Genomic DNA, 21,467 nt, shown 5'->3' with positions numbered 1-21,467 from the left:
CGCAGGAGGATCGTGCATGAGGCAGCCCCGGCACAGCGCCGTCGCCCCACCGCAGACCGAGGCGCTCGCCCTGGTCGTCCCGGTGATGAAGGCCCGGGTGCCCGTGGAGATGCAGCTGGAGTTCCCGCTGCCCGCCACCGAGGTGCCGCTGGCCGAGCCGTTCGCCGGGAACCTGCTGGTCGGCTACGCGATCGACCGGGTGATCGACCGGGCGATCGACCGGCCCGAGGCGGAGGCCCCCGCCGAGACCTGCGCGCTAGAGCACATCGCGCCGCGGCACTGCGCCGAGCTGGGCGTGGAACCGCCGGAGCTGCGTGAACATGCCGTGGCCAACCTGCGCGTGCGGCGCCCGGACGTGTCGTTCAACTGGTACCCGGACGTGCGCGCGGTCTCGGTGACGGCGGGCGGCGACCTGGAGGCCGGGCTGGTCCTCGACGACGGCTTCGTGGACAAGCTCGCCCAGGACGTGGAGGGCGACCTGGTCGTGGCGATCCCCGCCCGGGACCTGTTCGTGGCCACCGGCACCGGCCACCCGGACGGCGTCGAGAAGCTCCGCTGGGTCGTCGACCAGATCTGGTCCGACGACCGCCGCCTGCCGCCCGAGGACGCCTCCGGCATCCCTCCCCACGGCCTGGCCCCCCAGCGCCCCCACCTCCTGCTGACCAGGGACCTGCTGGTACGGCGCGGAACGTCCTGGGAACTGTTCGCTTAGAGCGCGTTCCCCGCCTGGCGACAGTACGGAACGTGCTGTCACACGTCGGCCGGCCGGGTACGGGGCGTTCGGGGGTGTTCGCTCACAGCCTGTTCCGCTGAGAACGGAATCGCGCCTGTCCGGTGCGTGCGCTCCCTGAGACTGGCTTGGGAGGACGCCACCGCCAGGGAGGGGACTTGGGCGAGCATGTGGCCTTCTGGGTCGACCACGACTACGACCGGGAACGTGCCGTCACGGGCCTGAGCCGCTACGGCGAGCACGTGCGCCGCAACGTGGCCGATTTCGCCGAGAGCTGGGGGGACATCGCTCCGGTGACGTTCGCCTGCACGGCCTGGCGGCTGGCCACCGTGCCCTCGCTGACGCCGGGATATGTCCGCTGGCACCGCCGGGTGTGGAAGGCGACCTGTACCCGTAACGCCTGGGACGGCAGCCTGACCGCGCACATCAAGCTGGTGTCGCCGCCGCCCGCCGAGCTCACCGCCTCTCGCGAGTGGTGGCGCGACCGGGGCTGGCGGGGGTGGCCGCAGGTGTTCGGGCAGTTCCTGAAACCCTCCGACGAGGAGCTCAGCAAAAGCCCCCACCTGCGCACCACCCTGCTGGTGGACGCCCCCGTCCCGCTCGACCACCTCCCCGCCGCGCCCGAAGGCCCGGACGCCGACTTCGAGGAGACGGCCCGCCACGCGGTCGCCGTCATGGTCAAGGAGCTGAACGAGCTGATCAACCCCATCATCCGCCGCCTGGAGTAGAACGCCGCCCCGGCCGACCGGCCCGAAGGACCATGCCCCGCCGCATCCGGAGGGCGGCACACCGGCGGGGAGAAAGCATCGACCTGCCATGCGCAAAACGGATATCCGCGTGCATGATGGTCGCATGAGCGATGATCGACAGCAGCCGGCCGAGACGAAGCGGTGGCGGGCCCTGCCCCCGCGCACACCGCTGGAGGACCTGGTCGCCGAACAGGAGGTCCCGCCCCTTCCCCAGGCCATCGCCGATCCCGGCCCCACGAAGCTCGACGAGGCCACCCGCTACCCGGTCTGACCGCCGAGGACCTCGTCCGCCGAACCGGGCACGCCGGCTCGCCGCCGCGAAGCCGATCCCGGGCTGCCTGCGACGGCCGTACGGCGTCGATGTCCTCGGGCCTGACGTGGTGCTCGCCGTGAAGGGCCTGGAACTGCAGTGATCTGGTCGTCTACGTGCCGGCCTTCAGGCACAGCAAGGGTGTCCGCTTGGCGGTGCGGGCCGTTGACGTGGTGACGGTGAGGCGGTGCCGGATCAGCGCGGGCCGTAGGCTGGCGGTGATTTCGGCGGCCTTGGCGGCAGAGGGCGGCTCGTAGAACAGGTAGAGAGCACCACCCGGATTCAGGACCCGAACGAGGCGGTCCAGTTCGGTGGCGGGGTCACGGACCCAGAAGTGGTTGACGTTGACGGCGAAGATCTTGTCGAAGCACCGGTCGTCGAGGTCCGCGGTCTCCAGGTCGATGTGCTCGAAGGCCGCCCTGCCCGCGGCGACGTGCTCGGCGTTGCGTCGCACGGCGGCCTCGATCGCCGTCGCCGAACGGTCGATGGCCGTGATGTGCCCGCCGTCCAGCCGGGGGCAGACGAGCGCGACGGCCACCCCGCGCCCGCAGCCGATCTCCAGCAGCCGATCGCCGGGCCGCACCTCCAAGGTCTCCACCGCCCAGGTCAGCCGCTCGGGCACCGCAACGCTCGCCATGCTCCGCACTGTAGGGACCGGGGGTGACGAAATGACCCGGGGCAGCGGCCGGGTTCATGCTCCGCTCTCTGTGCGCGGTGCCACGGGTGGGTGACCGGTCGCAGGACGCGCCCTGCCCCGGCGGGCCACTGCGGGCCGGTGTTGCCTAGACTGCCGGGCGACGGCAGGGGAGGAACCCGGTGAGAATCCGGGGCTGTCCCGCAACTGTGACCGGGGAGCGTTCCCCCGCAGGTGGCCACGGCGGTGACGCTGGAAGGCCGGGGGAGACGCGGTGATCCGGGAGCCAGGAGACTGCCCGCCGTCGCCGACCGCTTCACTCGATGCCGGGGCGCGGAACCCCGGGGGAGGCGCCCGATGCGCGTACTGCTGCTGTCCACGGCCGACACCGAGCTGCTCGCCGCCCGCGCGGCGCGGGCCGGGTATGTGACCGCCAATCCGGTGCGGGTGGAGCCTACGGAGCTGCCCGCGCTGACCGAGGGCGTGGACGTGGTGGTCGTCCGGCTGCTGGGGGGCCGCAAGACGTGGCCGGAGGGGATCGAGGCGCTGCGGGCCACCGGGCTGCCGCTCGTTCTGCTGGGCGGGGAGGCCGACCCGGACGCCGAGCTGATGGCGCTGTCGACCGTTCCGGCGGGGGTCGCCGCCGAGGCGCTGGACTACCTGCGCGAGGGCGGGGTGGCCAACCTGCGGGAGCTGGCCCGTTTCCTGTCGGACACGGTGCTACTGACCGGCGAGGGGTTCGAGCCGCCGGTCGCGATGCCCTCGTACGGGGTGCACGGCGAGCGGCCCTGGCACGACGGCAGGCCCACGGTGGGAGTGGTCTTCTACCGGGCGCACGAGCTGTCGGGCAACACCGCGTTCGTGGAGACGCTGTGCGAGGCCGTCGAGCGGCGCGGCGGCAACGCGCTGCCGGTCTTCTGCGGCTCCCTGCGCGGCGCCGACCAGGGGCTGCTGGACCTGCTGGGCCGGGCCGACGCGCTGGTCGCGACGGTGCTGGCGGCCGGCGGCGCGGTCGCCTCGGCGGCCGGCGCGGGGGGCGACGAGGACGCCTGGGACGCCGGGGCGCTGGCCGCGCTGGACGTGCCGGTGATCCAGGGGCTGTGCCTGACCACCTCCAGGGCGACGTGGGAGGCGTCGGACGCGGCGCTGTCGCCGATGGACGCGGCGATGCAGGTGGCGATCCCCGAGTTCGACGGCCGACTGATCTCGGTGCCGTTCTCGTTCAAGGAGGAGGGCCCCGACGGCATCCCCGTGTACGAGGCCGATCCAGAGCGGGCCGCGCGGGTCGCCGGGATCGCGGTGCGGCACGCCAGGCTGCGGCACCGGCCCGCCGCCGAACGCCGCGTCGCCGTCGTGCTGTCGTCGTACCCGACCAAGCACTCGCGGGTGGGCAACGCCGTCGGGCTGGACACTCCCACCTCGGCGGTGCGGCTACTGCGCCGCATGGCCGAGGCGGGCTACGACCTCGGCGACGACCACACCCTCTGGCAGGACCCCGGCAGCGGCGACGCCCTCATCCATGCGCTGATTGCGGCGGGTGGCCACGACGTGGAGTGGCTGACCGAGGAGCAACTGCGGCAGGCGCCCGCCCGCGTCCCCCTGAAGACCTACGAGCAGTGGTTCGCCGCCCTGCCGGACGAGCTGCGCGAGGGCATCCGGGAGCATTGGGGCGAGCCGCCCGGCGAGCTGTACGTGGACACCTCAGGAGAATCAGAGGACATCGTGCTGGCCGCGCTGCGGTTCGGCAACGTGGTGCTGATGATCCAGCCGCCCCGGGGCTTCGGGGAGAACCCGATCGCGATCTACCACGACCCGGACCTGCCGCCGTCCCACCACTACCTGGCCGCCTACCGCTGGCTGGACGCCGAGTTCGGCGCGGACGCGGTGATCCACCTGGGCAAGCACGGCACGCTGGAGTGGCTGCCGGGCAAGGGGCTGGGGCTGGCCGCCGGCTGCGCGCCCGACGCGGTGCTCGGCGACCTCCCGCTGGTCTACCCGTTCATCGTCAACGACCCCGGTGAGGGCACCCAGGCCAAGCGGCGCGGGCACGCCACCGTCGTCGACCACCTGGTGCCGCCGATGGCCCGCGCCGACACCTACGGCGACCTGGCCAAGCTGGAGCAACTGCTGGACGAGTACGCCACCGTGCAGGCGCTCGACCCGGCCAAGCTCCCGGCGGTACGGGCACAGATCTGGACGCTGATCCAGGCCGCGCAGCTCCACCACGACCTGCACACCGAGGAGATGCCGGGCGAGGAGGAGTTCGACGACTTCCTGCTGCACGTCGACGGCTACCTGTGCGAGATCAAGGACGTGCAGATCCGCGACGGGCTGCACATCCTCGGCCAGGCGCCCGAGGGCGAGGCCCGCGTCAACCTGATCCTGGCGGTCCTGCGCGCCACCCAGGTCTGGGGCGGCCAGGCCGGGGCGTTCCCCGGCCTGCGCGCCCTGCTGGCCCGTATGTACGACGTGGACGAGAAGGAACTGCTGACCGAGCCCGGCCGCAGGGTGCACATCCGGCCCGGCCCGGACGGCGAGGAGAACCCCGACACCGCCCCGCCGGGGACGATCCCCGTCCCGTACCGGCTCGCCGTCCACCACGCCCGCTGGCCCGAGCCGCCGCGCACCGCCTCCGACGTCGTCGACATCCTGGAGGGGCTGGCCCGCGCAGTCGTCGAGGCCATGGAGGAGCACGACTGGGACACCTCCGCGCCCATCCTCGACGAGGTCTGCGGCAGGGTGCTGGAGGCGCCCGGCCAGTGGATGGAGGACCTGCTGCGCTTCGCCTCAGGGGAACTGGTCCCCCGGCTGGCGGCCACCTCCGGGGAGATCGACGCGGTGCTGCACGCCCTCGACGGTGGCCACGTCCCCGCCGGGCCGTCCGGCTCGCCCACCCGCGGGCTGGTCAACGTGCTGCCGACCGGCCGCAACTTCTACTCCGTGGATCCCAAGGCGATCCCGTCCCGCAACGCCTGGGACGTCGGCGTCGCGCTGGCCGACTCGCTGATCAAGCGGCACCTGGACGACACCGGCGAGTACCCCTCCAGCGTGGGCCTGACCGTCTGGGGGACCAGCGCGATGCGCACCCAGGGCGACGACATCGCCGAGGTGCTGGCGCTGATCGGCTGCCGCCCGGTGTGGGACGACGCCTCCCGCCGGGTCACCGGCTTCGAGGTCGTCCCCCTGGCGGAGCTGGGCCGGCCCCGCATCGACGTGACGCTGCGCATCTCCGGTTTCTTCCGGGACGCGTTCCCCCACGTCATCGGGCTGCTCGATGACGCCATCGCGGCGGTCGCCGCGCTGGAGGAGCCCACCGACCGCAACTACCTGCGGGCGCACGCCCTGGAGGACCAGGCCCGGCACGGCGACTGGCGGCGGGCCACCACCCGGATCTTCGGCTCCAAGCCGGGCGTGTACGGGGCGGGGCTGCTGCCGCTGATCGACGCCCGCAACTGGCGCGACGACCACGACCTGGCCGAGGTGTACGCGGTGTGGGGCGGCTACGCCTACGGGCGGGGCCTGGACGGCCGCCAGGCCCGCCCTGACATGGAGGCCGCGTTCCGGCGGATCTCGGTGGCGGCCAAGAACGCCGACACCCGCGAGCACGACATCGTCGACTCCGACGACTACTTCCAGTATCACGGCGGCATGGTCGCCATGGTCCGGTCGTTGACCGGCGCCAATCCGGCCGCCTACGTCGGCGACTCGGCGGTGCCCGACCAGGTGCGGACCCGTACGCTGGCGGAGGAGACGCACCGGGTGTTCCGCGCCCGGGTCGTCAACCCGCGCTGGATCGCGGCGATGCGGCGGCACGGCTACAAGGGCGCGTTCGAGCTGGCCGCCACCGTGGACTACCTGTTCGGGTACGACGCCACGGCCGGGGTCGTGGACGACTGGATGTACGAGACCCTCGCCAAGGAGTACGTCTTCGACGCCGAGAACCGCGAGTTCATGAACAGGTCCAACCCGTGGGCGCTGCGCGGCATCACCGAACGCCTGCTGGAGGCCGCCGACCGGGGCCTGTGGGCCGAGCCGGACCCGGCCGTCCTGGACCGGCTGCGCGCGACCTACCTCGAACTCGAAGGAGACCTGGAGGCGGGACAGTAGCCTGACCGGCCCCCGGACGCCAGGTTGATGTCCGGATCCGGACAGTGCCGATCGGCCGGGATCTGTTGCCGGACGGGCCCTGCGGCCCGTCATAATCCCGGCGCACCGCACGGCGCGGTCGCGTGAAGGAGGGCCGCTGCCATGGCATCGGAGTCTGCGGGAAAACGGCTCGCCCGGGTCCCGGTGAAGCGTCTGGCGATCGGCCTTGTGGCCGCGTTCGCCCTCGGCGTCGCGGTGACGTTGCAGGTGCGCAACTGGCATGCGCTGGGCGTGGAGTCCGGGGGCTCGTGCGGGAGCGGCGAGGGCGTCAGCTACGGGAACTGCCCGCGCGGCAGCACGCTCATGCTGACCCTGTCGTTCCTGTCCCTGATAGTCACCGTGCCGGTGGCGTTCGTCGCGCTGGTCAGCGGGTTGAAGGCCAGGCTCGGCCTGCCGGTGCTGGCGGTCGCGGCGCTGCTGGGCGTCGTCCCCGGCCAGCTGCTCTTCGGCTGGCTGCACGGCGACGTCCTGGAGACGGCCTGGGCGGCGGCCCGGGAGCGGCCCTCCGGAGTCCAGGGCGAGGGAAGCTGGCTGCACGGCTCCACCGTGATCCGGGCCCGTTTCGACCGGCTGTCGGCCTACGACCTGGCCACCGGGGACGTCCGCTGGGTCTACCACGTGCCCGCCCCGCAGGTGCTGTGCGCGATGAGCCGTGGCGCCGACGGCGGCGTCGGCCTGGTCGGGTACGGCAAGGAGAACGACATGTGCTCCCAGGTCGCCGCGGTCAACCTGTCGAACGGGCGGGCATTGTGGACCAAGGACCTGGCCGCCGCTGCGACGGAGGAGTACCTGCGGGGGCTGCCGCCGCAGACCAGAGAGCAGTACAGACGGCCGGGTGGGCTCACGGTGCCCCTGTCCCTGCCGAGGGGGACGACCCCGGACATGGTGGCGGTGGCCGGTGACGTGGCGGTCGTGCAGACCGACCGTCTGCTGCAGGGATTCGGCCTGCGTGAAGGCGAGAAGAGCTGGGAGCGGCAGGCGGACGAGCGTTGCCGTTTCGACGACGTGGCCGGCGGCGCGGGCCAGTTCCTGGTCGAGGTCACCTGCGCGGAGGCCGCGCCGAAGTTGTGGGCCGTGGACCCTGCCGACGGCAAGACCCGCTGGGAGGTCCCGGTGCCGATCCGCAGCACCTCCGCCAACGTCACCCTGCTGTCGGCCTCGCCCGCCGTCGCGCACGTACGGGAGGGAGGGCAGCGGGGGATCGACGTTGTGGTGTCGCTCGACCAGAGCGGCCGTATCCTCGCCACCGTCGAGATCGACGACGGGCACCGGCGGCTGAACACCAGCGACGCCGGCTTCGACGCCGCGCCGGTCCGCGGGCTGATGGTCCAGGGCGACCTGCTCGTCGCCTCGGCCCAAAAGGACAGGGGCCGCAACGACCTGCAGGCGTACGGGCTCGGCGACGGCAGGCTGCGCTGGTCCACGCGGGTGGAGGACATCGAGGCCGTCCAGGCCGAGCGGGACCGGGTCCTGGTCCTCGTCGACGGCCCCCGGGCTCCTGACCTGCTCTCCCTGTCACTGCGCGACGGCAGGGCCACTCACCTCGGGGTGACCCGCTTCCGCTGGCTGACGTCCGACGTGGCGCTGTACTCCCAGGGCGGCCGGTACGTGGTCGTCTCCGAGGACGCCACGTCCGTGGACGCCTTCCCGGTCGCCGTCCTAAGGGTGAAGTGACCTAGTCTGACCCCTACGCGCGCGGAGGGAGCTGCCTGTGGACGTGTCGGTGGACGTGCTCGGTCCCGAGTACGAGGCGATCGTGCTGCCGATGGGGAAGGACTCCGAAGGGGAGGTCGTCGCCACGCTGGTGCGGCGGCGGTGCACCGACCCGTCACGGCGGGCCGTGCTGTACGTGCACGGGTTCGTGGACTATTTCTTCCAGAAGCACCTGGCCGACTTCTACGTGGCGCGCGGGTTCGACTTCTACGCGCTGGACCTGCGCAAGTACGGCCGTTCGCTGCTGCCGCACCAGACGCCGAACTTCGTCCACAGCCTGAGCGAGTACTTCGCCGAGATCGACGAGGCCGTGCGGATCGTCCGGGAGGAGGACGGGCACGATGTGCTGCTGGTCAACGCCCACTCGACCGGCGGGCTGACCACCGCGCTGTGGGCCGACCGGGTCACGGGGCGCGGCCTGGTGCAGGGGCTGTTCCTCAACAGCCCGTTCTTCGACATGAACATCCCCCCGGCGGTCCGGGTGGCGGGCGACGTGTTCTCCAAGGTGCTGCGGGCGCGCTGGCCGAAGGCCAAGCTGCCGGCGCCCCCGGCCGGGGTGTACGCCCGCAGCCTGCACTGCGACCACGACGGTGAGTGGGAGTTCAACCTGGAGTGGAAGCCGCTGTACGGGTTCCCGGTGCGGGCGGCCTGGCTGGCGGCCATCCGGCGGGGCCAGGCGCGGCTGCACGCGGGTCTGGACATCGACGTGCCGGTGCTGGTGATGGCCTCCACCCGTAGCGCCCGGGGCAGGGCCGCGGCGGCCGCGGTGTCCAGCGCGGACGTCGTGCTGGATGTGCAGCAGATCGCCCGGTGGGCGCCCCGGCTCGGCCCGCATGTGACGCTGGTGCGGGTCGAGGGCGGGGTGCACGATCTGGTGCTGTCCGCCAAGCAGGCTCGTGACCAGGTGTTCGACGAACTGGACCGGTGGATGCGCGGCTACTTGCCCTCGCCGCCCAGCACGTAGTCGTCGAAGCGGGCCACCAGGGTGGGGTCCTTGGTGGACGGCCGGCCCGCGACGAGCCCGATCCGGTCCACCGGCAGGGGCGGCCGGTCGTGGTCGGTCACCTCGGCCATTCGCTTGCCGTTCACCCAGAGGGTGAGGGTCATCCGGTCCTCCCCCTGGGCGCAGCGGGCCGTCACCCGGTTGAACGCCTTCGGGTCGATCGTGGCCTTGCCCGCGGTCCCGATCTCCAGCCCGCGGTCCTTGGTCACCTTGCGGATCCGGGCCGTGCCGTCGCGTCGTAGCAGCAGCTCGTACCACAGGTCCTCACGGCCGCAGTACAGGCCGCCCTCGGCCTGGGCGCCCTCGGAGTCGACCCGGACCTTGACCTCGGCGACGATCGACTCCGGCAGCTTCTCGGCGGGGACCGGGGTCTGGGACGCCTTCGAGGTGTCGATGACCGAGTCGACCGGCAGGGTGTAGTAGCCGTCCTTGTAGCGGTCCTTGAAGACGCCCTGGTCCCATCCGGACTGCGGGTCGTTGAAGTTGTCGTCGAGCAGCATCGTCGGCAGCTCGGACGTCTTCGGCGCGCCGTCGCCGGGCCGGAGGGTGAACCAGGCGGCCGCTCCGGCGGCCAGGGCCGCCGCCGCGAGCACGGCGACGCCCCCGAGGACCGGCCCCCGCCGTCGTCCGGTGCGCGGTGACACGTGGTCGGCGCGGGTGGGTTCCCCCGATCCGCCGGGGGACGGGTGCGCGATGCCGCCAGGGCCATCCGGGAGCGCGTGCGTGCCCCCGTTCGGGGACGGACGCGCGGCCTCGTCCGGTCGCCCGGGGACGACATGGGCCCCGCCGGGCGACCCGCCCGGCGGAACGGATGCGGCGGCGAGGTGAGCGGGGCCGTGCCAGGCCGCCTGGACGGTCTCGGCCAGCCGGGCCGGGTCGGGCTGCTCCTGGCCGACCAGCCGGGCCAGCAGGTCCCCGGTGGTGGGGCGGTTGCGCGGGTCCTTGTCGAGTGCGGCGGTGACCAGGCCGCGCAGCATCGGGTCCAGGCCGTCCAGCCTCGGCTCCTCGTGCGCGACCTTGTAGAGGATCTCCGGGAGGGTGGCGCCGGCGAACGGCGCCCGTCCGGTGCCCGCGTAGGCGATCACGCAGCCCCACGAGAAGATGTCGGAGGCGGGGGTGACCGGCTCGCCGCGGAGCAGTTCCGGCGGCAGGTAGCTGGGCGTGCCGACGAACTGGCCGGTACGGGTGGGGCCGTCCACCGCGTCCAGTGCACGGGCGATGCCGAAGTCGATGACCCGCGGGCCGGTGGCCGACAGCAGCACGTTGGCGGGCTTGAGGTCGCGGTGCACGATGCCCGCCCCGTGGATGGCCGCCAGCGCGGTCGCCACCCCGACGGCCAGGCCCTCCAGGTCCGAGCCCGGCAGCGGGCCACGCTCGGCCACGGCGCGTTCCAGGCTGGGGCCCTCGATGAACTCGGTGACGACGTACAGCGGGTCGCGGTCCAGTTCGGCGTCCAGGACCGGGGCGGTGCAGAAGCGGCGGACCTGGCGGGCGGCGGTGACCTCGCGCCGGAACCGTTCCCGGAACGCCGCCTCCCCGGCCAGTTCCCGGTTGATGACCTTGACGGCGACGCGCCGGCCGGCGGCGTCCTGACCGAGCAGGACGGTGCCCATGCCGCCGCGGCCCAGTCTGCCCAGCAGCCGGTAGGAGCCCAGTTCCCGGGGGTCTTCCGGGTGCAACGCGTTGCCATGGGATCCGGCGTGGGTGGTCATCTCGGTCCTGGGGTCGACTGCCTGGCCAGGGCCACCATAGCGGGACGGATCTCCCGTCTGGGGACGGTTCGCCCGTGCCTGCCGATCCCGGGAACGCGCCCGGCGCGCGCTCCGTCTGCGTTACGACGAAAACACGTGGTCCGAACCGCTATTGTCCCGTTGGGACCGGTTGATCGATTTGACCGGGTGCCTTGTCGGCAGTGAGCGGGTCATCCTTGAGGCGGAGTTACCGAATGTCGCCGTTTCCTTGCGGTGCGCCACCTGGCGTCGACTGCTCGCACAGGCGAGGCGGTTGATCGGGTGGCGGTGGTCGGGGCGCGGGAGATGGCCGACGCGCGGCGGCATCATCTCGCCGCGCTGGCATATGAGATTGAGGCTCGTGGGCTGAGCTGGCGGCTGGCCGGGCCGGGCGAGTCGGTGCTGCACGTGGCCAACCCGGTGACCCGGCGGCAGGTGATGGTGGTCGCCATGCCGACCGGGGACGGCTGGTTCTACCTATGGGCCGGGGGCGGCATGGGGGACGTCACGCAGCCCGCCCGCGCGGCCGACCAGATAGCCCGCATGCTGGGCTGACCGGTGCCCTCGGCCGGGTGACCGCGACGGGCCGGGTGTCGGGCCGGTGTTTGCGGCCCCGCCCCTGGGCTTCCTAGACTGCCCTGCGAACGTATGTTCGAAGGAGAGCCGCATGCCTTCCCCCGTGCGGCACTCGTCCGGAGCTATGAGGCCGTGCGGGCGGGACGCCCCTCTCGGGCGGTCCCGGGCGTCCCGGCCTCGGAGGCGGGGCAGGCGGATGGCGCGGGTGTTCGGGGATCCGATCGAGGTCGTGGTGGCCTGCGGGCGGCCGGTCGAGTTCACATGGCGGGGGCGGCCGCACCGCGTGCTGCGCGTACTGGAGCACTGGATCACCACCCGGAACTGGTGGAACGAGCAGCACACCGGCGACCCGTTCTGGGAGAACCCCGGAGAACGCGAGTTCTGGAAGGTTGAGGCATCCTGCGGCGACGAACTCGTGCTCTGCGAACTGCGCCACGAGTCGGCCGCCGACGCCTGGACGCTCTCGCGGAGAGGGGCCTGAAGGGACACCCTCCCGGACCCGCGCGTCGCAATGCCCTTACTCGGGGCATTGTGCGGGCGTGACCTTCTCGGCGCCGCGTGGGCGGCCGATTTGGTTTCGTCGGCAGATTATCTACTAGCGGAACGATCCGGGTATCGTGGTGTCATGCTCACCACGTCCGCCGCCCCGGTTCGTACCGTCCCCGATCTCGCCGCCCTGCTCAACCATGCCGGCCATGTGCTCCACACTCGGCTGGCGGCGGCGCTGGACGAGATCGACGTCACGCCGCGCGCCATCTGCGTGTTGATACACGCCATGGAGGCCGAGCGGACCCAGGCGGAACTGGCGGAACTGGCGGATCTGGACAAGACCACGATGGTGGTGACGGTCGACGCCCTGGAGAAGGCAGGGCTGGCCGAGCGGCGGACCTCCAGCACCGACCGGCGCGCCCGGATCGTCTCGGTCACCGAGGCCGGGGCGCGCAAGGCGCGGGCGGGAGTGGAGATCGTGGACGCCGTCCATCGGGGGGTGCTGGAGGCGCTGCCGGAGGAGGAGCGGGAGGTGTTCGTCAGCGCTCTGGAACGGCTGGTCGCCGGGCATCTGGCGGTGCCCGCCGAGAGTGGCCGGCCGGTGCGACGGGCCCGGACGGCCCGAAAGTAGTCCGCAAGAAGATAAATCCATAGAGGATCGTCTACAACAAAACTATCTGCTACGGTCTCTCCTGTGCGACGAACACAGGAGACGACCATGTCCTCGACCCCGCCGGGCGGCCGGTCCCGCCGGCTCGCCCTGGTGCTGCTCTGCGCCGGAATGATGATGATCATCCTGGACGGCACGATCGTGACCGTGGCGCTGCCGGCCGTCCAGTCCGACCTGGGCCTGTCCGCCTCCGGGCTGGCCTGGGTGGTCAACGCCTACCTGATCGCCTTCGGCGGACTGCTGCTGCTGGCCGGCCGGCTCGGCGACCTGGTCGGCCGCAAGCGCGTGTTCCTGGCCGGGCTGGCGCTGTTCACGCTGGCCTCGCTGCTGTGCGGGCTGGCCACCACCCCGGCGATGCTGATCGCCGCCCGGTTCGCCCAGGGGGTGGGCGGCGCGCTGGCCTCGGCGGTGAGCCTGGGCATGATCGTGCTGCTGTTCCCCGAGCCGCGCGAGCGGATGCGGGCGATCGGCGCCTACAGCTTCGTCGGCGCCGCCGGGGCCTCGCTCGGGCTGGTGGCCGGCGGCGTGCTCACCGACGCGCTCGGCTGGCACTGGATCTTCTTCGTCAACGTGCCGATCGGGGTCCTCGCCGGGACGCTGGCGGCGCGGGTGCTGGTCGCCGACCGGGGGATCGGGCTCGGCCGGGGCGCCGACGTGCTGGGCGCCCTGCTGGTCACCGGCGGGCTGATGATCGGCGTCTACGCGATCGTGGAGACCGAACGGCACGGCTGGACGTCGGCGCGCACCCTGGGCACCGGCGCGCTGTCGCTGGCGCTGCTGGCCGCCTTCGTGCTCCGCCAGAGCCGGGCCGCCCAGCCGCTGCTGCCGCTGCGGGTCTTCCGCTCCCGCAACGTCTCCGGCGCCAACCTGGTCCAGGCTCTGGTGGTCGCCGGGATGTTCGGCTTCCAGTTCGTCATGGCCCTCTACCTGCAGCGGGTCCTCGGCTATGAGGCGGCGCGGACCGGCTGGGCGATGTTCCCCATCGCCGCGGTGATCGGCGTCCTGACGCTGTTCGTCACCGCCCGGCTCATCGCCCGCTTCGGGGCGCGGGCCGTGCTGGCGGCGGGCCTACTGCTGATCGCCGCCGGGCTGACGCTGCTCACTCAGGTGCCGGAGGACGCCCGGTACGTGCCGGACCTGCTGGTCCCGATGATGCTGGCGGCCGCCGGGGCCGGGCTGGCGCTGCCCTCGATGGCCGGGCTGGGCATGTCCGGGGCCACCGAGCAGGACTCCGGGGTCGTCTCCGGCCTGTTCAACACCACCCAGCAGATCGGCGCGGCGCTCGGCTCGGCCACCCTGCTCACCCTGGCGGCCGGACGGGCGGACGGGCTGCGCGCCCAGGGCGAGTCCGCCGCGGCGGCGCTGACCGGCGGCTACCACCTGGCATTCGGCATCGGCGCGGGCCTGGCCGCCCTGGCATTGATCGTCGCCCTCGCCGTGCTGCGCACCGAGCCTGCAGCCCCCACCCTGCAACCCCAACCGGAACCGGAGCCTCGCCGAGTCGGCGCCTGATCCCAGCCGCCCGGTGGAGCCCACCCGTCAGGTGCCCTGCGGCTCCAGTGGGGGCCAGTGCTTCGCCAGGTGGGTGCGCGGGTCCGGCCGTTCTGTGGAATCCGTCCGGGCAGGATTTGCGGAACCCGTCCAGTGGGACCCGTTCGGCGGAACTCACGTGGTGGGATCCGTTCGGTGGAACGCGTCCGGAAGAACGGCTTGTGCCCGGTCCACGGCGTGGACCGGGCACAAGCCGTTTGGCGGAAGCGGGTCAGGCGGCCAGGGGGCGGCCGACCTGGAGGCGGGTGATCTGGAAGACGGTCACCATGCACAGTGCGGCGGCCAGCGCCTGGCAGGCCGTCGCCGCGACCCCCAGATGGACGCTGAACCGGGCCTCGGCCAGGCTGGCGACCCCGCCGGGGAACGCCTGGGCCAGCCCGATCGCCGCCAGTACGCTGGCCCACCAGACGGTCACCACCGCGCCCACCGCGTGCCGGCCCGCCGAGCTGAACCGGCCGCTGCTGATCCACAGGTCGTGCACGATCCGGGGCGGCAGCCACAGGTTGATCACCGGCACCACCCAGCCGAGGACCACCCAGCCGCTGCGGTAGGGGCGGGGGCCGGACGCCTGCCGGTAGGCCCGCCACAGCCAGGCCAGGTACAGCACCCCGGTGATCCCGGCCAGCACCGCCGAGACGGTAAAGACATCAGCGTAGGGGGCCAGCGCCCGGCCGGTGGCCCCGGCGTCGTAGCCGTCCCGGGTGAGTTCGGCCAGCGGGCGGTCCAACCGCAGCAGGCTGATCCCGGAGCCGAGGGCGATGAAGGCGTTGAAGCCCAGCAGCATGAACACCGCCACACCGATGGCCCGGAAGTCGCGCCGCCGGGCCCAGGCGCCACAGGCCGGGCAGCGGGCGACCTCGGTGGGGATGATGTCGCCGCACAGCGCACACGGCATTGGCCACCTCCGGAAGTCTTTGCGGCCATTTCAAGCAGATGCTACGTAGGTTTGACGGTCGTCGCGGCCCGGCCGTTCAGACGATCAACGCGGCCAGCCCGTACGTCAGCGCCGCCGTCCCGGCCAGCCAGGCCACCAGCCAGGTCAGGCCGCCGGAGGCGGGGTCGGTCAGCCGCCGCGGACGGCCCAGTGTGGCCAGCGACAGCGCCCACCACTCGGCGGTCAGCGCGATCAGCGTGTACAGCAGTCCGTAGCCGAGGATCGCGTTGACCAGCAGCGCGCCGAACGGGGTGAGTGCGTGCGCGGTCAGCGCCGCCGTCCGCGCCGTCTCCGCCGGTCCGCGACCCAGCCCGGCGGCGGCCAGCAGCCAGCCGGCACCCGCGAGGACCAGCAACGCCGTCAGCGTCAACGGACGATCCCCGACTCCCACGCCCAGGCCGCGACCTCCACCCGGTTCCGGGCCGCCAGCTTGCGCTGCACGCTGCCCAGATGGGTCTTGACCGTGGACAGCGACACGTACAGTTCCCCAGCGATCTCGTCGTTGGTCCGGCCCCGCGCCACCAGCCGGACGACCTCCAGTTCGCGGCCGGTGAGCGGCTCGTGGGGCCGGCGCGCCGGCGGCCGGGGCCGGGTCAGATGCTCCAGCAGCCGTACCGTCACCGAGGGGGACACCAGCGTGTCGCCCTTCACCGCCGCGCGCACCGCCTCGACCAGCAGCGCGGGCCCGCCGTCCTTGAGCAGGAATCCCACCGCGCCGCCGCGCAGCGCTCCGTACACGTACTCGTCCAGGTCGAACGTGGTGACGATCACCACCCGCAGCGGATCGGGCACCTGCGGCCCGGCCAGCAGTCGGGTGGCCGCCAGTCCGTCCAGCCGCGGCATCCGGATGTCCAGCAGGCTCACGTCCGGGCGCAGCCGGCGGGCCAGTTCGACGGCCTCCGCCCCGTCGGCGGCCTCGGCCACCACCCGCATGCCGGGCTGCGCATCGATGATCATCCGGAAGCCGGCCCGGACCATCCGCTGGTCGTCGGCGATCAGCACGCGGATCATCGCGCCATCATCCCAGCCCACGCCCCTGCCCGTTCCTCCAGCGCCCTCCAGGCCACGGGAGATCGGGACACGGACAGAAACGCCCTCGCCCCCCAGCCGTCCACCGGACCTGGTTGGGTGTGTGGCCGGTTGCCGGACGTGCGTGTCCGTTTGGCTGCGGTGTCGGGCAGAGGGAGGAAGTCAGGGCACGGGCAGGAAGGCCACGACCTCCCAGCCGCCCACCGGGCTCGGTCCGGCGTGCAGTCGGCCGCCGAGCGCATGTACCCGTTCGGCCAGTCCCGTCAGGCCGTAGCCGCCGCCGGGCAGCCGGCGGCCTCCGCCCCGGCCGTCGTCGCGTACCGCGATCTCCACTCCCTCAGGGAAGCGCCGGACGCTGACGTGTACGGCGGTTGCGTCGGCGGCGTGCTTGCGGGCGTTGGTCAACGCCTCCTGCACGATCCGGTGCGCGGACGTGGCCACCTCCGGGGGCAGCCCGCGCACCCCGGGGTCCACCACGAGGGAGGCGGGCGGGTCGTTGAACCCGGCGACCAGCTCCTCCAGCCGGTCCAGGTCTCCGACGGGGCGGGTACGGCCGCCGTGCGCGTGCCCGTCGGGAGAGGTGTCCCCGTCGTCGCGCAGCAGGCCCACCATGCGCCGCATCGAGGTCAGCGCCTCGGTGCCCGCCTTCTCGATGCCGCCGAGCATCGCGTCCAACTGCTCGGGGGTCTGCGCGGCCCCCGAGCCGGCCGCGAACCGGGCGGCCTGGGCCTGTACGACGATCCCGGTGACGTGGTGGGCGACGAAGTCGTGCAGGTCCCGGGCGAGCTCCAGCCGTTCGTCCCGGCGGGCGTCGGTGATGGTCCGCGCCCGCCGCGCGTCCAGCGCCCGCAGGTAGAGGCCGATGCAGACGGCGGTCACCAGCAGCCCGGCCAGCGGGATCGACGCCGCCACCGCGAACATCGGAGAGGCCCGTAGCGGCATCACCGCCAGTGCCAGCGCGGGCAGCGGCGCCAGCAGCGGAACGCGGTGCGCCGGGGCCCGCCACACCATCCGTACCAGCAGCACCACCAGCCCCGGCCCCTCCACGACCATGGCCGGGCTCAGCGCGGGGGCGCTCGGCTGCACCAGCAGGACGGTCACCACGACGGACGCGCCGGACGCGGCCACCGTCCAGATGGCCGTTCCCCGGACGCTGACCGCTCCGAACGCGGCCACTCCGGCCGCGACGACCAGCCCCAGCCGGACCGGTGACGGGCCGACGAGCAGCAGGCACAACAGCAGGAAGAACCCGGACAGCCCCCGCACCGCGGCCCGGACCAGCACCCCGCCGCAGGAGTGGATCCGCTCCAGCGCGTCCTCCTGAACGACCACCCCGCTGTTCATGGCAGCCGAGGGTACGGGCTCGCGCCCGGCCCTCCATCAGCCGTTCGGCCGATCTCCGGGATCGATTTTCTGTTCGAAGGAATGTCAGTGGGGCTGGATAGCTTGGAGTGAAACGGGGGATGAACCCCTCACGCCCGCCGCTCCGTACTCCCAGGTAAGCGGTCCCGGCGGGCGACACGGAAAGGGGACAGCGGCTATGACAGACCCGAACGGCAAGTCCCACATCGCGCACGCCTCGCTGGACGGTCCCGCCGAGCGCACGCTCATCGAGCCCTGGCTCACCGAGTACGCCGGCCTGATGACCAACGCCTACCCCGACGAGCGACCCCGCGCGGCCGCCGAGACGCACCGCCTGGCCACCGTGACCGCCCTCGACCCTCAGCCGACGCCGCCCGCCCGCACGGTGCTGGCGGCCTGACCCCGCCCCGGCCTCCCTTCACCGCCGTGGTCCCGCGCTTGAAGTCGGCCTCAAGCGCGGGACCTCGCCGGTGAAGGGGAGCCCAGGACGCGACACGTCCGGCGGCCGGCGGTCAACGCCGGCCTGCCGGTCGTGTCTGGGCCTGCCAGTGCGCCGGTGGGTCAGTCGAAGGCGGCGTCGCGGATGGCGCGGAGGGTGGGCTCGTCGCGGACTCCGGCGATCAGGAGGGTGGTGACCGGGCTGTCGCGCCACAACTGGAGGCGTTCGCGGATGCGGCCGATGGGGCCCAGCAGCGAGATGGAGTCGGCCAGTTCGTCGGGGACCGCCCTGATCGCCTCGTCGCGGCGGCCGCTCAGGAACAGTTCCTGGACCTTGGCCGCCTGCTCGGCGTAGCCGAGGCGGCCGATCAGGTCGAGATGGAAGTTGCGCTCCCGGGCGCCCATCCCGCCGATGTAGAACGCCAGCGGGACCTTGGCGAACTCCAGCGCGGACGGCAGGTCGTCGGTGACGATCGTGGTCACCGTGGCGGCGATCTCGAAGTCATCCGGCCGGCCGGCCAGGGACGGCCCGAACAGGGTGTCGATCTGGGCGGGGTCCACGAACAGCGGCAGCCAGCCCTGGGCGATCTCGGCGGCCAGCGCGACGTTCTTCGGCCCCTCGGCGCCGAGGTAGATCGGGATGTCGGGCCGGACGGGATGGACGATCGACTTCAGCGGCTTGCCGAGACCGGTGCCGCCCGGCAGCGGCAGCGGGTAGTGCGGGCCGGGAGCGGTCACCGGCTCCTCGCGGCGCCACACCTTGCGCAAGATGTCGACGTACTCGCGGGTGCGGGCCAGCGGCCGGGGGAACGGCGTCCCGTACCAGCCCTCCACCACCTGGGGACCGGACGCGCCGAGACCGAGGATGAGGCGCCCGCCCGACAGCGCGTCCAGGGTCAGCGCGTGCATCGCGGTGGCGGCCGGGGTGCGCGCCGACAACTGGACGACCGCGGTGCCGAGCTTGATGCGGGACGTGCGGGCGGCGTACCAGGTCAGGGTGGTGAGGGCGTCGGAGCCGTAGGCCTCGGCGGTGAACACCGAGTCGTAGCCGAGGCGCTCGGCGGCCAGCACCGTCTCGGTCTGGTCGTCCGGGTCGCGCTGCCAGTAGCCGACGTTGATGCCGAGTTTAAAGGGGGCGGACACCGTACGAGCACCTCCGGTCGGTAGCGACGCACCGTGATACTAGAACACGTTCTAGTGTCTCGGGAAGGTGAGGGTGTGCGGCTCGTCCGGAGGTGCTCGTCGAGAGTGCCGGGGCTCAGCGGCTGCCGAGGTCCCCGATCAGCGTCCGCCACGTGGCGGCGGTCAGCAACAGTGCCGGACCCTGCGGGTCCTTGGAGTCGCGCAGCGCGCGGCGGCCACCGCGCAGCGCGGCCACCTCCACGCACTGATCACCGCTGCCGCTGTGGGAGGACTTGCGCCAGACGGCGCGGGACAGTTCCGTCTCGATCGAGGGGTGGACGTCGTTCACGAGCCGTTTTACTCCTTCGCTGCCTCTGCTAGGAGGTGCGCGGATTCCTCCGGTGAAAGGGCTGCCTTGATAATGCGGTCGAATCTCGACCCATGCTGTCCTGTTTCCACTGTGCTCTCAAGGTAAACGTCACCCATGGTGCCCTCTACATAGGCGATATCGGGGTCGGCGGGGTCCGGGAACGACAAGATCGTGAACCGTCCGTCAAGTCCCGCGTGAGCCCCGGCGGCGTACGGCAGCACCTGGATCGTGACCTGCGGCCGCTCGGCGGCCCTGACCAGCGACAGCAACTGCTCGCGCATCACCTCGCGGCCGCCGATCGGGCGGCGCACCACCGCCTCGTCGATCGCGATGTGCAGGTGCGGGGCGTTGGCCCGGTCGAGCAGCGCCTGACGGGCCTTGCGGGCGTCGATCCGGCGGTCCACATCGGCCGCCGTCGGCAGCATCCGCCCGGCGCTGATCACCGCACGGGCGTAGTCCTCGGTCTGCAGCAGCCCGTGGATCAGCTGGGCGTCCCAGGAGCGGATCTGCGACGCCTCGTCCTCCAGCGCGACGTAGCTGCCGGTGAACACGTCGGCGTAGGCCGTCCACCAGCCGCGCAGCCCGGCCTGCTTGGCCAGGGCGATCAGCGCGTCCCGCTGCGGGCTGGGCACGCCGTACAGGTCGAGGATGTCGGCGACGTCGCCGGGACGGGGCCGGGTCTGCCCCGTCTCCAGCCGGGAGACCGTCGCCCGCGACCAGCCGAGCCGGTCGGCGACGTCCTGCAGGGTGAGTCCCTCTTGCTCGCGCAGCCGGCGCAGTTCCCGCGCCAGCCGGCGACCGCGCACGGTGGGCCGGTACGTCATGGCGCAAGTGTGGTGTTTCGGAAGGCACCGCACAACGAGAACGGCCAGTCCGGTACGGGAATCTGGCAGACATGGTTGCAGGGCTGAGAATCTCACGAGAACCTGTAGCTCAGTGACCAGTCGGGGACCAAGCGTGACAATGGCCTACCTGACGTAGCGGCTGGAGGCGACCCCGTTGAAGACCTCACCCGATATCACCGAGCCCGCCGTCGGCCGTGCCCGTACGGCCGTCCCGGACACCGCCGAGGATGTCGAGGCGGGTGTCGAGGCGAAGGCGGCCGTCGCCGGGGACGGCCCGTGGCGGCGTCCGCCCGGCTGGGCGTGGACCCTGCCCGGCGGCCCGGCCTGCGCGCGGGAGGCCCGGACGGTGCTGGGGCAGGCGCTCGGCGCGCTCGGCGCCCCCGCCGACCTGATTGCTGACGCCCAGCTCATGGTCAGCGAGCTCGCCACCAATGCCTACCAGCACGCCCCCGACCAGGGACCTTACGAGCTGTGGCTCTACCCGCACGGGCCGCAGGGGCCGGGCCGGGAGCTGCGGTGCGCCATCTTCGACGGGCTGCCCGACACCCGGCTGCCCGGCTACTCCTGGACCTCCGGCGACTGCGGCCGGGGGCTGAGCATCGTCCGCGAGCTGTCCGGCGAGCGCTGGGGGATGTGCCGTGACCGTTCGCGCTTCGGTGACCATCCGCCGGGCAAGGCGGTGTGGTTCGCGCTGCCGTCCCCGGTGCACTGCCCGCCCCACTTCGAGCCCTGACTCCCACGAGTCCCCTAGTAGGGCCGACCGCGCCCGCCGGGCCGGCCGCCTTTCTCACGGTGCGGCCGCACTGTACTGCCGCGCCCGCACTCCGGCGGAACCTTCCTGCGAGCCTTGTCACCCCCTCCTGACTTGGGGCGGAAGGGGCGGTATGTCATCCTGTGCAGGCGACGGACGCGGTGGAACCCGGTGCGAATCCGGGGCTGTCCCGCAACTGTGACCGGTCGGTTCGCCTCCTGCGGACGGCCGGGAGCCAGGAACGCCGGCCGTCGGATGGAGCCGACCCCCACGGGCGTGGACACCCGAGGAAGGACGAACCACGCATGCCGCTGC

The 21,467-nt window shown here is 72.6% G+C and carries 21 protein-coding genes and 2 riboswitches; of the genes, 12 read left to right on the top strand and 9 right to left on the bottom strand.

Annotated elements, in window-relative coordinates:
* The first annotated feature begins 16 nt into the window (after positions 1-16).
* The 3 genes from C4U03_RS17170 (at position 17) to C4U03_RS40450 (ending at position 1,750) form a co-directional block, all read left to right on the top strand.
* Positions 17-712 (top strand): DUF1444 domain-containing protein, encoded by a 696-nt coding sequence (locus C4U03_RS17170; protein ID WP_103938783.1) that lies wholly within the window; start codon positions 17-19, stop codon positions 710-712.
* Positions 713-888: 176 nt separating this feature from the next.
* On the top strand, positions 889-1,458 hold the full coding sequence (locus C4U03_RS17165) for a hypothetical protein (RefSeq protein WP_103938782.1): 570 nt from the start codon (positions 889-891) through the stop codon (positions 1,456-1,458).
* Positions 1,459-1,582: 124 nt separating this feature from the next.
* A complete protein-coding gene (locus C4U03_RS40450) occupies positions 1,583-1,750 on the top strand; it encodes a hypothetical protein (RefSeq protein WP_160147021.1) in 168 nt (55 codons plus the stop codon).
* Positions 1,751-1,901: 151 nt separating this feature from the next.
* Here the strand turns inward: C4U03_RS40450 and C4U03_RS17160 are convergent, their stop codons facing one another.
* Positions 1,902-2,426 carry a class I SAM-dependent methyltransferase gene (locus tag C4U03_RS17160; protein WP_103938781.1) on the bottom strand — a complete coding sequence of 175 codons (525 nt, stop codon included), beginning with the start codon at positions 2,424-2,426 and terminating at the stop codon, positions 1,902-1,904.
* 170 nt (positions 2,427-2,596) lie between these two features.
* Positions 2,597-2,719: riboswitch (cobalamin riboswitch) on the top strand.
* A 61-nt stretch (positions 2,720-2,780) separates the two neighbouring features.
* On the opposite strand from C4U03_RS17160, the gene cobN reads away from it, so the two are divergent.
* The 3 genes from cobN to C4U03_RS17145 all read left to right on the top strand — a co-directional run bounded on the left by cobN (position 2,781) and on the right by C4U03_RS17145 (position 9,246).
* Positions 2,781-6,530, top strand: a complete 3,750-nt coding sequence (gene cobN, locus C4U03_RS17155; RefSeq protein WP_103938780.1) for a cobaltochelatase subunit CobN — start codon at positions 2,781-2,783, stop codon at positions 6,528-6,530.
* Positions 6,531-6,671: 141 nt separating this feature from the next.
* Positions 6,672-8,243: an outer membrane protein assembly factor BamB family protein gene (locus C4U03_RS17150; RefSeq protein ID WP_103938779.1), complete on the top strand. Its 1,572-nt coding sequence runs from the start codon at positions 6,672-6,674 to the stop codon at positions 8,241-8,243.
* A gap of 37 nt (positions 8,244-8,280) precedes the next feature.
* Positions 8,281-9,246: an alpha/beta hydrolase gene (locus C4U03_RS17145; RefSeq protein WP_200827287.1), complete on the top strand. Its 966-nt coding sequence runs from the start codon at positions 8,281-8,283 to the stop codon at positions 9,244-9,246.
* Here the strand turns inward: C4U03_RS17145 and C4U03_RS17140 are convergent.
* On the bottom strand, positions 9,219-10,997 hold the full coding sequence (locus C4U03_RS17140) for a serine/threonine-protein kinase (protein ID WP_103938778.1): 1,779 nt from the start codon (positions 10,995-10,997) through the stop codon (positions 9,219-9,221). The two genes, C4U03_RS17145 and C4U03_RS17140, sit on opposite strands and share 28 nt — an antisense overlap.
* Before the next feature lie 300 nt (positions 10,998-11,297).
* On the opposite strand from C4U03_RS17140, the gene C4U03_RS17135 reads away from it, so the two are divergent.
* The 4 genes from C4U03_RS17135 (at position 11,298) to C4U03_RS17120 (ending at position 14,262) form a co-directional block, all read left to right on the top strand.
* A complete protein-coding gene (locus tag C4U03_RS17135; protein ID WP_235017921.1) occupies positions 11,298-11,570 on the top strand; it encodes a hypothetical protein in 273 nt (90 codons plus the stop codon).
* 217 nt (positions 11,571-11,787) lie between these two features.
* Entirely contained in the window at positions 11,788-12,072 is a 285-nt protein-coding gene (locus C4U03_RS17130) for a DUF6504 family protein (RefSeq protein ID WP_103938777.1), read from the top strand.
* A 144-nt stretch (positions 12,073-12,216) separates the two neighbouring features.
* The gene (locus C4U03_RS17125) at positions 12,217-12,711 is read left to right on the top strand and encodes a MarR family winged helix-turn-helix transcriptional regulator (protein WP_103938776.1); all 495 of its coding nucleotides are present in this window, start codon (positions 12,217-12,219) and stop codon (positions 12,709-12,711) included.
* A gap of 87 nt (positions 12,712-12,798) precedes the next feature.
* Positions 12,799-14,262 carry an MFS transporter gene (locus tag C4U03_RS17120; RefSeq protein WP_103938775.1) on the top strand — a complete coding sequence of 488 codons (1,464 nt, stop codon included), beginning with the start codon at positions 12,799-12,801 and terminating at the stop codon, positions 14,260-14,262.
* A gap of 250 nt (positions 14,263-14,512) precedes the next feature.
* Here C4U03_RS17120 and C4U03_RS17115 read toward each other — a convergent pair whose 3' ends face one another.
* From C4U03_RS17115 to C4U03_RS17100, 4 genes are all read right to left on the bottom strand, one after another.
* Positions 14,513-15,196, bottom strand: a complete 684-nt coding sequence (locus C4U03_RS17115; protein WP_103938774.1) for a DUF4328 domain-containing protein — start codon at positions 15,194-15,196, stop codon at positions 14,513-14,515.
* A 76-nt stretch (positions 15,197-15,272) separates the two neighbouring features.
* The gene (locus C4U03_RS17110) at positions 15,273-15,605 is read right to left on the bottom strand and encodes a hypothetical protein (protein WP_103938773.1); all 333 of its coding nucleotides are present in this window, start codon (positions 15,603-15,605) and stop codon (positions 15,273-15,275) included.
* Positions 15,602-16,246 carry a response regulator gene (locus C4U03_RS17105; protein WP_103938772.1) on the bottom strand — a complete coding sequence of 215 codons (645 nt, stop codon included), beginning with the start codon at positions 16,244-16,246 and terminating at the stop codon, positions 15,602-15,604. The genes C4U03_RS17110 and C4U03_RS17105 overlap by 4 nt, the downstream gene beginning before the upstream one ends.
* 180 nt (positions 16,247-16,426) lie before the next feature.
* Positions 16,427-17,608: a sensor histidine kinase gene (locus tag C4U03_RS17100; RefSeq protein ID WP_103938771.1), complete on the bottom strand. Its 1,182-nt coding sequence runs from the start codon at positions 17,606-17,608 to the stop codon at positions 16,427-16,429.
* A gap of 196 nt (positions 17,609-17,804) precedes the next feature.
* Here C4U03_RS17100 and C4U03_RS17095 point away from each other — a divergent pair, with 196 nt between their 5' ends.
* Positions 17,805-18,026 (top strand): hypothetical protein, encoded by a 222-nt coding sequence (locus tag C4U03_RS17095; RefSeq protein ID WP_103938770.1) that lies wholly within the window; start codon positions 17,805-17,807, stop codon positions 18,024-18,026.
* 161 nt (positions 18,027-18,187) lie between these two features.
* Here C4U03_RS17095 and C4U03_RS17090 read toward each other — a convergent pair whose 3' ends face one another.
* From C4U03_RS17090 to C4U03_RS17080, 3 genes are all read right to left on the bottom strand, one after another.
* Positions 18,188-19,207 (bottom strand): LLM class F420-dependent oxidoreductase, encoded by a 1,020-nt coding sequence (locus C4U03_RS17090; RefSeq protein WP_103938769.1) that lies wholly within the window; start codon positions 19,205-19,207, stop codon positions 18,188-18,190.
* 115 nt (positions 19,208-19,322) lie between these two features.
* Complete coding sequence (locus tag C4U03_RS17085) at positions 19,323-19,535, bottom strand: DUF397 domain-containing protein (protein ID WP_200827286.1); 213 nt, start codon at positions 19,533-19,535, stop codon at positions 19,323-19,325.
* An 8-nt stretch (positions 19,536-19,543) separates the two neighbouring features.
* Entirely contained in the window at positions 19,544-20,380 is an 837-nt protein-coding gene (locus C4U03_RS17080; RefSeq protein WP_103938768.1) for a helix-turn-helix domain-containing protein, read from the bottom strand.
* 175 nt (positions 20,381-20,555) lie between these two features.
* On the opposite strand from C4U03_RS17080, the gene C4U03_RS17075 reads away from it, so the two are divergent.
* The gene (locus tag C4U03_RS17075; RefSeq protein ID WP_103938767.1) at positions 20,556-21,134 is read left to right on the top strand and encodes an ATP-binding protein; all 579 of its coding nucleotides are present in this window, start codon (positions 20,556-20,558) and stop codon (positions 21,132-21,134) included.
* 154 nt (positions 21,135-21,288) lie between these two features.
* Positions 21,289-21,419: riboswitch (cobalamin riboswitch) on the top strand.
* The last annotated feature ends 48 nt before the right edge of the window (positions 21,420-21,467 follow it).

This window comes from Thermomonospora echinospora (genome assembly GCF_900108175.1).
Taxonomy (GTDB): Bacteria; Actinomycetota; Actinomycetes; order Streptosporangiales; family Streptosporangiaceae; genus Thermomonospora; species Thermomonospora echinospora.
The sequence above is the reverse complement of the archived record's forward strand: the minus strand, read 5'-3'. Positions and strand labels throughout refer to the sequence as shown.